The organism is Thiomonas sp. UBA7699 (genome assembly GCF_002482605.1).
Taxonomy (GTDB): domain Bacteria; phylum Pseudomonadota; class Gammaproteobacteria; order Burkholderiales; family Burkholderiaceae_C; genus Thiomonas; species Thiomonas arsenitoxydans.
In genome coordinates, this window is sequence record NZ_DLGH01000021.1 from 111,940 (window position 1) to 125,390 (window position 13,451).

Genomic DNA, 13,451 nt, shown 5'->3' on the forward strand with positions numbered 1-13,451 from the left:
CGTTTTGAAACGGATGTCAGCTTGACCCTTTTCGGTTTGAACTCCTAGACTGCACAGCAACCATTAAGGCGATGGAGTTCGCCAAAACCGCGTGGGGCTGCCCCCAAGCTAATGACTCCTACCTGCCGCAAGCCATGCAATCGCTTGCGTTTCACGACAGGGAGGAGCTATGCGCGGTGACGTCATCTTGCAGCAAGTGTGCCAGTTACTGGCCATTGTGTTGCTCTCGCCTTTGCTGCACGGTTTCATCGTCACGATGGAAGAGAAGGTGCAGCGCGGCCGCGGCCCCAGCCTCTTTCAGCCTTACCGCGATCTGTTCAAGCTGCTGCGCAAAGAGATCGTGGTGCCGCAGACGGCTTCGTGGATTTTCTGGGCCGCGCCCATCGTGGCGTTCTCGGCCATGCTCACGGTGCCCATTCTCATTCCGGTGCTGACCAACTATCCGCTGCCGCTCTCCGACATGGGCGACATTCTCGGCGGCGGTCTCATTCTCACCTTGGGTGGCTTCGCCATCATGCTCGCCGGGCTGGACAGCGGCCATCCCTACGGCGGACTGGGGTCGAGCCGCGAGGCCATGCTCTCCATTCTGGCCGAGCCCACGCTGATCATGGTGTTCGTCGGCATCACCCTGCTGGCGCAGGCCATGCTGCCCTTCGTGGTCAACCATCTGCTGGTGGCCAGCGCGGCGGTGTTCTGGAGCCCGGCGCATTTGTTCCTGGTTGCGGCTTTTTTCATTTTGCTGACGGTGGAAACCGAGCGCCTGCCCATCCATTCGAGCATCCACTACGAGATCTACATGATCGGCGAGGCCCGCATCCTCGAATACTCCGGCCCGCTGCTTGCGCTACTGAAGTGGGCGTCGTGGATGAAGCAGGCCATTCTCTACACCATTTTTCTCAACGTGCTCACCATTCCCTGGGGGCTGTCCATCAAAGGCACGGCGCTGGGCATTCTGGGCGCCACCCTTGCGCTGCTGGCCAAATGGGCGGCGGTCGCGCTCATCATGGTGTTTGTCGATACCGCGCAGTCGCGCCTGCGCTTCTACCGCTATCAGGAGCCGCTGGCGCTGTCTTTCCTGATGGCGATTCTCGCCATCGTGGCGCGGCAGGTGTGAGGGGCCAACCATGCTGATCTTCCACCTCGGCGGCGTGCAGGCTTCACTCTTCAGCCTGCTGACCATCGTCGCGCTCATCCTGGCGTTCGTCATGCTGGGCTCGCACTGGATCAAGAACCACATTCTGGCGTTCGCCGCAGAGTCGTGGGTGATCGCGGCGCTGTCGGCGGCCATCGGTATCAGCGGGCATTACCCCGAGCTGGTGTTCATCGCCGCGCTCACCGCTTTGTTTCGCGGCACGTTGCTGCCTTATCTGCTGGTGCGCATCGTCAACGGGCTGGGGCAGAACCGCGAATTCACCCCGCTGCTGCAACCGGCGTCGAGCATCGTGCTGGGCGGCTTTCTGGTGCTGTTTTCCTATGCGCTTGCGCACAAGCTGGGCGTGCGTATGAATCTGGTGGACAACATCGCGGTGCTGGCGCTCACCGCCATGTTCTCGCTCAAGCTCATCGGCTTTCTCATGCTGGTGCTGCGGGCAGAGGCGGTGAGTTCCATCCTCGGGCTGCTGGTGATCGAGAACGGCATCTTTCTAGGCTCGCAGATTCTGGTGCCGGGCATGCCCTTGCTACTGGAAATGGTGATTCTGTTCGACTTGCTGATCATCGTCTCCACCTTCGGCATGCTGATCCGCTTCCTGCACAAGGAAATCGGCACCACGAGCAGCCGCGAACTCACAAGGCTGGTGGGGTGAGGCCATGATCTGGAACGCCCTGTATGCCATCTGGATCGTCACCGCGCTGGCGATGGCGGGGAGTTGGGTGTCGCGCAATAGCCGGGTGGCCGAAGCGCTCAACCTCGCCGCGGCCATCATCGACTTCGTGCTGGTCGTCGTGTTGCTCATCGCCACGCCGAGTCAGCCCATCACCGCGCTGAACCGTTACCTGCTGCTCGACACCTTCGGCGTGTGGGTGATGTTCTGCCTGGCCATCGTGTATCTGCTGGCCAGCGTGTACGCCATCGGCTATATGCGCTGGATGCACGGCGAGCAGGCGCGGCTGCACCGCTTCTATTCGTTGTTCGCCGCGTTCGCGCTGACCATGTTCTTCGCCCCAGCGCAGAACAATCCCGGCCTGTACTGGATCGCCATCGACCTCACAACCATCGTCAGCGCCTTTCTGGTGGGCTTTCAACGCGCGCCCGAAAGCATTGAGGCGGCGTGGAAGTACATCGTCATCGTCTCCGCCGGGCTGGGTTTGGCGCTGCTGGGCACGGTACTGTTTTACTGGGCCGGCACCTTCATCCTCGGCCCGGTGTACGACATGAGCTGGGCCAACCTAGCCGCCATCGCCCCCAAGGCCGAGCCCTTGCTCCTGATGCTTTCCTTCCTGTTGGTGCTGGTGGGTTTCGGCACCAAGGTGGGCCTGGCGCCCATGCACACCTGGCTGCCGGATGCGCACAGCGAAGGCCCGGCTCCGGTCTCGGCCATGCTCTCGGGCGCGCTGCTCAACTGCGCCATGCTGGGCATCGTGCGCTATCTGCACATTCTGCAAGGCACGTCCATTGAAACGATGGCGCGCACCGCCTTGGTCGTACTGGGCGCCTTCAGCCTGCTGGTGGCGGCGCTGTTCATCAGCCGACAGACCATCGTCAAACGGCTGGCGGCGTATTCGAGTGTGGAGCACATGGGAGTGATCGCGCTGGGCTTCGGCTTCGGCGGGCCGCTGGGGGTGATCGGCGCGCTTTATCACATGCTCAACCACTCGCTGACCAAATCGCTGGTGTTTTTCGGCGCGGGCAACATGATGCACGCTTACGAGAGCAAGGACATCGCCAAGATTCGCCGCGTGCTGCGCTTCTTTCCGCGCAGCGGCGCGATCTGGCTGGCCGGGGCGGTGGCCATCACCGGGGCGCCGCCGTTCGGGCTGTTTCTTTCGGAACTCACCATCCTGCGCGGCGGCATGCAGAGCGCCAATCCCTGGGCGGTCTGGCTGATGGCGGTGCTGCTCATCGTCATTTTCATCGGTTTTCTCAACCACTTCCGCGCCATGTTCTTCGGCCCGCGCCCCGACCATGAGCCGCATCTGAAATTGAAATTCGTGCATGTGGCGCCGATGGCGGTGGCGCTGGCCGCCATCCTGCTGCTCGGCCTGTGGTGGCTGCCGCCGATCTGGAATCATCTGGCGGGCATCGCCACGCAACTGGGAGGGGTGTGAGATGCGTTTTTGCGACACCACCCGCCTGAGCCCCGCCGAACTGCTGACGGCGGCCGACAGCCTGCTCACCGAACTGGGCGATACGCCCAGCGCCCACGGCCGCATGCAAATGGCCTACGCCTGCGGCTGCGGCAACGGCGGCCTGGAAGTGATCTACGTCAGTAGCGCCCCCACGGCGCCGCAAGCGGCGCCTGCCCACCAAGGGGGCGAGCAAACCTTGGGGCGGCCCGGCGGTTTGCTCAGCCAGGGCGCGAACCAGCCCTACAAGGTCTGGCGCGTCAGGTCCGATGACCGCACCCTGCCGTCGCTGGCCAACAAGCTGCCGCTGCTGGGTTGGTACGAGCGCGAGATGATGGACTTGTACGGCCTGCGCTTCGAAGGTCATCCCGAACCGAACCCGCTGGTTTTGCACGAGGGCGAGCCGCGCGATCCGGCGCCCCTGGCGTCTGGCTTCGACCCCGCGGCCCCGGCAAGAGACTATTCGCCGCTGCCGCCCATCGTGCCGCATGTGCAGGGGCCGGACATCCAGCGCCTGCCTTTCGGGCCGGTGCGGGCCGACATTGTGGAGTCGGCGCAGTTTCTGTTTTTCTACATCGGCGAAGGCATCCTGCACTATCACCCGCGGCTGTTCTACAAGCACCGGGCGATGGAAGGTCGCTTTGAAGGCGCCACTCTGGCGTCGGGCGCAGTGCTGGCCGAGCGCGTGAGCGGCATCGACTCGGTGGCGCATGCGCTGGCCTATGCCCAGGCCGTGGAGGGCGCAATGGGCTGGCGGGCTCCGCCGCGCGCCCGCTATCTGCGCGTCGTCCTGGCCGAGCTGGAGCGTCTGTACAACCATCTGCACTATCTCGGCCATCTGTCCAAGACCACCACGCTCAAGGTCGGCGAGGCTGAAGGGCATCTGCTTGAAGAGCGGGTGAAGCAGATCAACGGCAGACTCACCGGCAGCCGCTTTCTGCGCGGGCTCATCACCCCCGGCGGCCTGCGCCGCGACCTCGACATCTCGGGTCTGGACAAGGCGCTCGACAGCGTCAACGACGAGATCGACCGCTATCTGCAGCACCTGGAAAACACCCGCAGCCACCTCGACCGGCTGATGACCACGGGCCGCTTGGAGCGCCAGGTGGCCTTCGACCAGGGCGCCTGTGGCCCGATCGAGCGCGCCAGCAACCTGGACCGCGATCTGCGCCGCGATCATCCCTACGCCAACTACGAGAAAGTGCGCTTCTCGGTGCCCGTGCAGCAAGGCGGCGACGCCCACGCGCGCGCGCTGGTGCGCATGGAAGAAATCCGCGAATCGCTGGCCATCATCCGCCAGACCATCGGCCGCACCAAGCCGGGCGCGGTGCTGCGCTTCGACGTGATGGAAGACGCCGATCCGCAGGGCGAAGGGCTGGGTTGGGTGGAGGCCACGCGCGGCGGTCTGCTTTACGCCGTGCACCTCAGCGAAGACCGCACCCGGCTGCAGCGCGTGAAAATCAAAGAGCCGTCGTTCTCGAACTGGCGGGTGTTTCCGTTCACTGTGGAGGACAGCAACATGATGGATTACGCCATCAACGAGGCCAGCTTCGGCCTGTCCATCGCGGGCGCTGATCGCTAAAAAGAGGAGAGCCACCATGCCTGTATGGACTTGGTTTGGCCTTCAAAAAGGCCGCGCCACCACCCCCTGGCCCGAGCGCCCCGGCCCGGACGGGCAGGAGGGCGTGCTCGGCCTGCCGCGCTTCGATGCCACGCGCTGCTCCAGCGAGCAAAGCGGCTGCAGCGATTGCGTCGCGGCCTGCCCGGCCTCGGCCATTACGCGCAGCGAAGCGGGCGCGATTCAGCTCGACTACGCCCGCTGCGTCGGCTGCCAGCTCTGCACCGAGGTCTGCCCGGAAGGCGCGTTCAGCGTCAGCCATGACTGGGCGTTTGGCGTGCGCGACAAGTCCGATCTGCTCAACCCCGCCCAAGCCGCCCCCACGAACCCCGACGCCGCGAAAGAAGCCGAACTCGCGCAAGCGATGAAAGGTTTCGGCAAAAGTCTGCACATCCGCCATGTGGACGCCGGTTCGTGCAACGGTTGCGAAAGCGAGCTGCAGGCCCTGCTCAACCCCTTCTACAACCTGCATCGCCTGGGCGTTTTTTTCACACCCTCGCCGCGGTTTGCCGACCTGTTGCTGGTCACCGGCCCGGTGACTGCCGCCATGCGCGAGCCGCTGCTGCGTACCTATGAGGCCATGCCCCAGCCGCGCTGGGTCATGGCCGCCGGCACTTGCGCCACCGGGGGCGGCACCAATGGCGGCGGCTATGCCTGCCACGAGGGGCTGGACGGCATTCTGCCGGTGGACGTGTGGCTGCCCGGCTGCCCACCCAATCCGGCGGCGTTGATCGAAGCCCTGCTTTTGCTGCTGCGGCGCAGTCCGCAGCGGGTGCACGGAGGCGTTCATGAATCTGACTGATTCCGTCTCGTTGACCGCTTTCGGCCTGGCCGCGCTGGCCTGGTTGCTGGCGCTGCTGGCCGATCTGCTCATCGGCACCGCCCTGCCCCGTCTGCTGCTGGCAGCGGGCTGCGCGTTGGCGGCGCTCGGCGCGCTGTGGGGCCTGCCCGAAGGCGGCGCCAGCCAGACCTTGCTGCTGCTGGGCAACTCGCCAGTGGTGTTTCAGCCCGATGCCGCCGCACTTTGGCTGATGCTGCCCGCGCTGCTGCCCGCCTTTTTCGCCAGCCTGCTTGGCGGCACGGGGCACGCCCGTGGCTGGGCCGCTGGTGCGGCGCTGTCGCTGCTCGGGGCGCTCGGGGTGTATGGCTTGCAGGACGGCGCGAGCTTTCTCATCGCCTGGGAAGTGATGGGCTTCGGCGGCGCGCTCATGCTGCTGGCCGACCATCGCAGCGTGCAGGCCGGGCGCGACAATCTGTTCATGCTCGCGCTGCTCGAAGTCGGCGGCGTGGCGCTGCTGCTGGCCGTGCTCATGCTGGGCCAAAGCCTGGCCTTCGGCACCTACGCGCTGCAATGGACGCAGTGGGGCGTGGCTTCGGCCTTTTTCCTCGGCCTGCTGTGGCTGGCGGGCTTCGGCGCCAAGCTCGGGCTGCTGCCGTTTTACGAGTGGTACCCCGGCGCCTACGGCAGCGGCAGTGGCGCCAGCGGCGCGCTGATGTCCGGGGTGGTGATGAACGCGGCCTACTTCGCCCTCGGCCGCGCGCTGCTGCAGTGGATGGGCCATCCGCCCTGGCTGGCCGCGTTCGGCGTGGTGGTGCTGGCCGCAGGCACGTTCACCGCCATTCTGGCGATTCTCTATGCCTTCCAGCAGAGCGACTGGCGGCGCTTGCTCGCCTTCTCCTCCGCCGAAAACGCCGGGGTCGCCGTCACCGCGCTGGGGGCTGCTCTCATCTTCCGCGCCGGCGGACAAGACGCCCTCTCGGCCCTGGCCTGGACGGTGGGCATGCTGCACCTCATGGGCCACAGCCTGGCCAAGGGCACGCTGTTTCTCAGCGCCGATGCCGCCGCCGCGCTGCAGGGCGACCATCACTTGCGGCAAAGCGCCATCCTGCGTCATGCGCCGCTCACCCTCGGTCTAGGCGCGGTGTTCGGCGCGATGAGTCTGGCGGCCATGCCGCCCACCGCGGGTTTCGTCAGCGAGTGGTATCTGTTCCAAAGCCTGTTCCACGACTTCACCCTCAAGACCGATGGTTCGCGCATCGCCCTGGCGCTGGCTGGTGCCGGCATGGCGCTGACCGCGGCCATTGCGCTGGCGACGATGGTGAAGCTGTTCGGCGTCGGCCTGCTCGGGCAGAACGAGGAACACGCCGCGCAGCACCGCAAACACCAGACCGCGCTCACCTCGCTGCAACGGGGAGCCGTGCTCATCACCGGCCTGGCCGTGCCCGCGTTCGCCGTCAGCCTGGTGTTCTGGCTGCCGCAGATGGCCGCCTCGGCCTGGCCCGCCGCGCAAGCCCCGCAGCAGATGACGCATGACTGGCTGCTGGTGCCGCTGTCGGCCGGGTTCGCCTTCATCTCCCCGGCCATGCTGGTAATCGTCGTGCCCTTGCTCGCCCTCATTCCGCTGGCCCTGGTATGGGGGCGGCGCCGTTATGCCGTGCGCCGTGCGCCGCTGTGGTGCGGCGGCGAGGACTACGCCGCGCACGCCGGGGCGACCACGGCGCTGTCGTTCTCCAACGCACTGCGGGTGTTCTACAACTTCATCTACCGACCGCAAAACGCGGTGGCGCGGCAGTTCGAGGGCAAGGCCTATTTCCTGAAAGAATTGCAGTTCGACTATTCGCAGGCGCCGCTGTTCGGCCCGCTGTTGTTCAACCCTGCGGTTCAGGCAGTGCAATGGCTGGCGCGCAAATTGCGGTTCCTGCAGAACGGGCTGATGAACGCCTATCTGGCCTATATCGGCGTGTTGTTGCTGGTGGTTTTCGGCTTGGTGCTGGTGTGGAGTCCAGGCTGAGCCGGTATTTCCCGCGCTTGGGCTGTGTTGATGTCACAGCCGTCTTTTCTTCTTCGCCTTGTTGGATCTATCTATGACTTATGTGTATATCGCCCTCTTCGCCATCATCGGCGCGTTTGCGCGCTACGGCCAGAGCATCGTCGTTCAGGGCATGCTGGGACGCTCGTTCCCTTTTGCCACGCTGTCGATCAACGTGCTCGGTTCGTTTCTGATGGGCTTTTTGTTTTTCGAAACCCTGGAGCGCATCAACGTCAGCCCTGAGTTGCGCACCGGCATTCTCACCGGCGGTCTCGGGGCTTACACGACCTTCTCGACCTTCTCGCTGGAATCGCTCAATCTGATCGAAAACGGCGAGATGGTGAAGGCCGGGTTGTATATCGGCGCCTCGGTCGTGCTGTCGATCGCAGCGGCCATTTTCGGCGCCTTTCTGTCACGCAATATGGGAGTCTCAGCATGAGCGCCAAATCCGTCACCATGGTTCGCGTCTATATCAAAGAAGGCGACAAGGACACCGATCACCACGACCTGATGCGCTCGATCTTCAAGCTGTTGCACGAGCAGCATAAAGTCCACGGCGTCACGGTGTTTCGCGGCGTGGCCGGCTTCGGCAGCAAGGGCGAAGTGCATGCCGACGACCTGCTGCGGCTCAACGTCCATCTGCCGCTGGTACTGGAGTTTTTCGATGAGCCGGAAGTGGTCGAGTCGGTATTGCCGCGCATTCAGGAAATGGTGTCGCCGGGCCACATCGTCTATTGGTCGGCGCAGTGCGGCTGTCAATGAGGCGCCAAGTTCAGCCGAGAAAATTCAACGTCGTCGACCCGCATATCGCGTTCTGGCCTGGAGCGTTTTTCATGGGCGAGCGCAGCGCCTTTCAGTATTGCACCTGGTGCTTTGCCGAAATTCCGCTCGATGCCCAGGTCTGTCCCGACTGCGGCACCAACCTCGACGATTACGCGCGGCACACGCACTACCCCGACCGTCTGATCCACGCCTTGCACCATCCCCTGAGCGAAACGCGCATGGGCGCCATCATCGCGCTGGGCAAACAGGCCGATCCGCGCACCATCAGGGCGCTGGCCGACTGTGCACTGGAGCATGACGGCGATGTGATCGAGGGGCTGGAAATCCTGCATAGCCTGGCCGAGATGCCCACAGCCGACCCGCTGCTCAAAGCCGCGTTGCAGCGGCTGGCTGAGCAGCATCCGGCGCACGCGGTGCGTACCCGCGCCCAGTCCCTGCTTCAAACCCATCGCCAAACAGACAGGGCCGATTGACAGGACGGTCAGGATTCATCCGGCCCGAAGACTTCGGCGTAAAGATCGGCGCCGAAACTGGTCTGTAGCGCCTCACCCGCTTCGAGCCGGAAGCTGCGGCTGCCATCGTCGCGGCGCTGCGCGCGCAGCATCAGCACCTGATCGGCGTTCTGGCCTTGCAGCCGCCTTGCAGCGTCGAACAGGTGCGTGACCAGCGCCACCTTGATGCCGCGCTGACGCAGCGCATCGACCGTCTGCAGCAGCAGTTCGGAGCCTTCGCGTTCGTTGGTCGAGGCAAACGACTCGTTCGACAGCCAGAGCGCGCCGGGGCGAATCTGATCGGCCATCACGCTCATGCGGTCGAGCTCTTCGTCGAGCTTGCCGCCCTGCATGCCAGCGTCCTCCTCGCGCTTGTAGTGGCTGAACAGACCGCTGGCCAGCTCGCCGTCATACGATTCGGCCGCGACGAACAGACCGGCCTGCAGCATGAGCTGGGCCAGCCCGACGGAGCGCAAAAAGGTGGACTTGCCGCCCTGGTTCGCCCCGGTCACGGCGATCAGGTTCTTGCCGTTTGCATCGAGCGTATTGCCCACTGGGGCGCGTTGCAGGGTGAGTGCCAGAGTGGGGTCGCGCAGCGCCTGCGTGCGCAATTGCAAGGCGCCGATCGGCTTGAACGTAGGGATGCATAACGGCACGTCCAGCGCCGCCAACCGCTGTTGCAGATTGAGGCAGGCGACGTAAAAGCCCAGTTCGGCGCGCAGCAGCTCAAAGAAACTCAGCACATGATCGGTGGCCTGCGCCATGGCGTTGGCCACGTCGTTGATGCCGCGATCGACCAGTTCAGACAGCGCCTGCGCGCCCGCCTCGTCGCGCTCGGCCAAGCGGAAGGTGTATTGCGGCGGGGCCTGGTGCAGCAGCCGCGCCAGCCAGCCGGGACGGCTGCCATTGCCTGCATGCAGCACATAGCCGCTGCCCGCATTGCCTGGGCCAAGGCCCGAGCTGAGCAGCACGCCATGCCGGAATCGAAGCGTCTCCAGATGCTCCTGCACCGTGTCGAAATAGTCATCGCTGATGTCGCGCTTGAGGCTTTCGAACAGCGTGCCGAAGGCGTCGGAGCGGAAGCTGCCGCTCAGCGCGTCGGCCTGCTGACGCAGGCGGCGCAGGTATTGCACAAAGGTCTGCAGCAGTTCGACCGCGCCACGCAGGTTGAAACTGGGATAACGCCCGAACAGCCCCAGGCCGAACAGATGCTTCTTGCGGCTGTCGATGGCTTCGACCACCAGCGCGTAGAGCGCCCTCACCTGTTCGGGGTGGTCGAGCGCATCCTGCAATGCCGCTTGCCGGTAGGCGATGACGCGGGCATCTCCCGCGCCGCTGGCGGCCATAAGGGTGCGCGCCACCACGTCGAGCAAAAAAGCGTCACCCTCGGCCATGGCGCCCAGCAGGGTATCGACCTCCAGGTCTTGCGCCAGCTCGGGCCATTGCAGCGGCGGATCGGCCTTGGGATCGAAGTCGCGGTCGGGAAACAGCAGATGGGCTTTCACGGGGAAATACGCTCAAGCAGTTGTTGCCGGGTGACGCCGAATTTCTGCGCCAGCGCCAGCGCGTAAGACTTGCCGTCGGCGGCGCGCCGCACCACTTTGAAGGTGCGCAGGGTCGGGTCTTGGGCATCGACCGTGCCGACCATGCTCACGGTGTGCGCATCAAAGGTGGAGAGCTCGTCGAGAAAGGTGACGAACACGCAGGCCGCGCCAATGGCCGCGAGCCGCGCCATGACGCGCCGCGCCAGCCAAATTGCGTCCTCGAGCGTGGTGGACGAAAAGATCTCGTTCATCAGCACCAGGCTGTGCGGCGTGGCCGCAGCCAGAATGCGGTGCATGCGCACCAAATCATCCTGCAGTTTGCCGCGCTGATTGTTGATGTCTTCGACCCGCTCGAAGTGAGTGAACATCTGGTCGGGCAGCAACAAGCTGGCGCTGCGCGCGGCCACGGTCAAACCCAGCGAGGCGATGTGGTGCAACTGGCCGAAGGTGCGCGCCAACGTGGTCTTGCCGCCGTGGTTGGGGCCCGTGACCACCATCATGCGTTCGTCACCCTGCAGCGCCATGTCGTTGCACACCACCGGTTTTTGCGCATCCAGGCATTGCCAGGCCAGCGCCATGTCGTAGGCCTCGCGGGCGTCGATATGGCCCTGTTCGAGCTTGAGGGTGGGAAAACACAGCGGTAGTCCGGCGCGCTCGAAGCGCTGGGTGTAATCGATCCAGGACAGATACCAGGCCAGCTCGCGGTCCAGCCGCACGATGCGGGCCTCGGCAAAACCTTCCTGCGCGCTGCGAAACTGCGCCAGCCGCTCGAACACCTCCGGGTGCAGCAGGGCGACACGGTCGAGGATCTGCCCTTCCACATGGTTCAACCGCGAGGCCGGGTTGAACTGCACCCGGTAGTCTTTGACCTCGCCCTGGCGAAAGCGCGCGAAGGTATCGGCGATGGTGGCGCTGTAGTCCGGCTCCTGCGGGTCTTGCAGCACGGTGACTGCGGTGCCGTCTAAGCGAAAGGCGTAGCGCACCTGCGCCAGCGCTTGGGTCAAAGCCTGCGCTTCCTTCATGCGCTCGGTGTACGCGGGCGAGGTCAGCAAGTCGGCCACATGATGGCGCAAGGATTTCAGCGCCTGCGACTGCAGCTCGGCGCCGACCAGCGTCTGATGCAGGGCTTGCAGCGCATGGCCGTAAACCAGCGCGGCGTCCACAAACCAGCGCTGCCCCTCGGCGGCGTAATCCGCTTTTTCTGCGCGACGCAGCGAGGTGCGCAACTCTTGCATGCCGCGCTGAAACGCGCGCATGCCCTTGAGCAGCGGCGCCTGTTTCAGGTCGCGTAGCGCGGCCTGACGGTACTGCACCACGCTCAGCTCATGCAAGGGCGTGCCGAACAGCGCCTGCAACAAAGCCAGCACCTCGGCGCGATAGGGTGCTTCGTCATCTCCCTGATGGACCACATAGAGCGACGGTTTTTCGCGCGGGGCAAAGCTGCCGTAAGCCCCCATGAAAATCGCCTCTAAGAACAAGTCGTGGAACACATCACGAAGATCGGGGCGAGACTGCGCGGCCTCCTGCTCCGGGGAGGGATAGACGATGCTGTGAAACCCCGACGTGCCCGTCATACCGGGCCTCAACGGTAGGGGTTGACGAATTCGGCCCGATCACCCAGCTCGGCTTCGATCTCCATCAACCGGTTGTACTTGGCCAGCCGCTCGCTGCGCGCCGTTGCGCCCGACTTCATCTGCCCCGCGCCCACGGCCACGGCAAAGTCGGACAGGAAGGCGTCTTCGGTCTCGCCGCTGCGGTGCGACATCACCGAGCCCCAGCCCACTTTCTGGCACAGGCGCACCGCGGCGATGGTCTCGCTCACCGTGCCGATCTGATTGAGCTTGATGAGCGAGGCATTGGCCGTACCTTCGTCGATGCCGCGCTGGATGATGCGGGTATTGGTGACGAAGTTGTCGTCGCCGACGATCTGAATCTGACCGCCGAGTTGACGCGTCATCGCAGCAAAGCCGGTCCAATCGTCCTCGGCATGGCCGTCTTCGATCGAGACAATCGGAAAGACGTTGAGCCAACCTTGATACAGCTCGACCATCTCCTGACTATCGAGCACCTGATTGCCGCTGCGGCTCAGGTGGTAGCGGCCATTTTTATAGAACGAGATCGAGGCCGGGTCGAGCGCAATGGCGAGATCTTCTCCCGGCCGATAGCCCGCGCGCTCCATGCCGCGAACCATCAGCTCGCAGGCCGCCTGATTGCCGCCCATCAGCTTGGGCGCGAAGCCGCCCTCGTCGCCCACCGCGGTGGAATGTCCTTGCGCGATCAGCAACTCCTTGATGGCGTGATAGGTCTCGGCGGCATAGCGCACGGCCTCACTGAAACTCGGCGCCCCCATCGGCACGAGCATGAACTCCTGAAAATCCAGGCTGCTGCCCGGTGCGTGCAGGCCGCCATTGAGCACGTTGAACATGGGCATGGGCAGCAGGCTCGACGGCTTGTCGCACAAGCTGCGATGCAGCGGCTCACCGCGCACCAGCGCGGCGGCGCGGGCGGCGGCCATGCTCACCGCCAGCAGTGCATTGGCGCCCAGACGCGCCTTGTTGGGCGTGCCGTCGAGCGCGATGAGCGCCGCGTCGATCGCGGCCTGATCGCACGCGTCGCGCCCTTTGAGCGCCTCGGCGATTTCGCCCTCGATATGGGCAATCACCTTGCGCACCCCCTTGCCGAAATAGCGCGTCGGGTCGCCGTCGCGCAGTTCCACCGCCTCGTTGCTGCCGGTGGAAGCCCCCGAAGGCACCGCCGCCGAGGCGCGCGCCCCCGACTGCAGGGTGATCGTGGCCTTGACGGTCGGCGTGCCGCGGGAATCGAGAATTTCCTGCGCGTGAATCGAAGAAATAAGAGCGTCTGAAGCAGGCATGGCCTCTCCCTGAAGGGTGGACATCGGTGGCGCGAAACCGCGCCGCCG

Annotated in this window: 12 protein-coding genes and 1 riboswitch; of the genes, 9 read left to right on the plus strand and 3 right to left on the minus strand. The window is 64.8% G+C overall.

Translation table 11 applies throughout. The annotated features are described in order from the left end of the window. Window positions 1-58: 58 nt before the first annotated feature. Window positions 59-128, plus strand: a riboswitch (Fluoride riboswitch). Between the two features lie 41 nt (window positions 129-169). The 9 genes from B3H47_RS09765 to B3H47_RS09805 all read left to right on the plus strand — a co-directional run bounded on the left by B3H47_RS09765 (window position 170) and on the right by B3H47_RS09805 (window position 8,969). Next, complete coding sequence (locus B3H47_RS09765; protein ID WP_286986853.1) at window positions 170-1,114, plus strand: respiratory chain complex I subunit 1 family protein; 945 nt, start codon at window positions 170-172, stop codon at window positions 1,112-1,114. A 10-nt stretch (window positions 1,115-1,124) separates the two neighbouring features. Continuing rightward, window positions 1,125-1,805, plus strand: a complete 681-nt coding sequence (locus tag B3H47_RS09770) for a hydrogenase (RefSeq protein WP_286986854.1) — start codon at window positions 1,125-1,127, stop codon at window positions 1,803-1,805. A 4-nt stretch (window positions 1,806-1,809) separates the two neighbouring features. Next, complete coding sequence (locus B3H47_RS09775) at window positions 1,810-3,267, plus strand: proton-conducting transporter membrane subunit (RefSeq protein WP_286986855.1); 1,458 nt, start codon at window positions 1,810-1,812, stop codon at window positions 3,265-3,267. A 1-nt stretch (window position 3,268) separates the two neighbouring features. Then, complete coding sequence (locus B3H47_RS09780; protein WP_286986856.1) at window positions 3,269-4,867, plus strand: NADH-quinone oxidoreductase subunit C; 1,599 nt, start codon at window positions 3,269-3,271, stop codon at window positions 4,865-4,867. A 16-nt stretch (window positions 4,868-4,883) separates the two neighbouring features. After that, window positions 4,884-5,705 carry an NADH-quinone oxidoreductase subunit NuoB gene (gene nuoB / locus B3H47_RS09785; protein ID WP_286986857.1) on the plus strand — a complete coding sequence of 274 codons (822 nt, stop codon included), beginning with the start codon at window positions 4,884-4,886 and terminating at the stop codon, window positions 5,703-5,705. Beyond that, entirely contained in the window at window positions 5,692-7,695 is a 2,004-nt protein-coding gene (locus B3H47_RS09790) for a proton-conducting transporter membrane subunit (RefSeq protein WP_286986858.1), read from the plus strand. Before nuoB ends, B3H47_RS09790 begins: the two co-directional genes overlap by 14 nt. Before the next feature lie 73 nt (window positions 7,696-7,768). Then, window positions 7,769-8,152 (plus strand): fluoride efflux transporter CrcB, encoded by a 384-nt coding sequence (gene crcB / locus B3H47_RS09795; protein WP_013123322.1) that lies wholly within the window; start codon window positions 7,769-7,771, stop codon window positions 8,150-8,152. Continuing rightward, complete coding sequence (locus B3H47_RS09800; RefSeq protein WP_286986859.1) at window positions 8,149-8,475, plus strand: DUF190 domain-containing protein; 327 nt, start codon at window positions 8,149-8,151, stop codon at window positions 8,473-8,475. Before crcB ends, B3H47_RS09800 begins: the two co-directional genes overlap by 4 nt. Beyond that, window positions 8,472-8,969 (plus strand): hypothetical protein, encoded by a 498-nt coding sequence (locus B3H47_RS09805; protein WP_286986860.1) that lies wholly within the window; start codon window positions 8,472-8,474, stop codon window positions 8,967-8,969. The genes B3H47_RS09800 and B3H47_RS09805 overlap by 4 nt, the downstream gene beginning before the upstream one ends. 8 nt (window positions 8,970-8,977) lie before the next feature. Here B3H47_RS09805 and B3H47_RS09810 read toward each other — a convergent pair whose 3' ends face one another. Genes B3H47_RS09810 through eno form a run of 3 tightly spaced genes read right to left on the minus strand, consistent with a single transcriptional unit; the run spans window position 8,978 to window position 13,403 of the window. After that, a complete protein-coding gene (locus B3H47_RS09810) occupies window positions 8,978-10,492 on the minus strand; it encodes a MutS-related protein (RefSeq protein ID WP_286986861.1) in 1,515 nt (504 codons plus the stop codon). Then, window positions 10,489-12,105, minus strand: coding sequence for a MutS-related protein (locus B3H47_RS09815; protein WP_286986862.1), 1,617 nt, complete (start codon window positions 12,103-12,105; stop codon window positions 10,489-10,491). The genes B3H47_RS09810 and B3H47_RS09815 overlap by 4 nt, the downstream gene beginning before the upstream one ends. Window positions 12,106-12,113: 8 nt before the next feature. After that, window positions 12,114-13,403: a phosphopyruvate hydratase gene (gene eno, locus B3H47_RS09820; RefSeq protein ID WP_286986863.1), complete on the minus strand. Its 1,290-nt coding sequence runs from the start codon at window positions 13,401-13,403 to the stop codon at window positions 12,114-12,116. Window positions 13,404-13,451 lie beyond the last annotated feature (48 nt).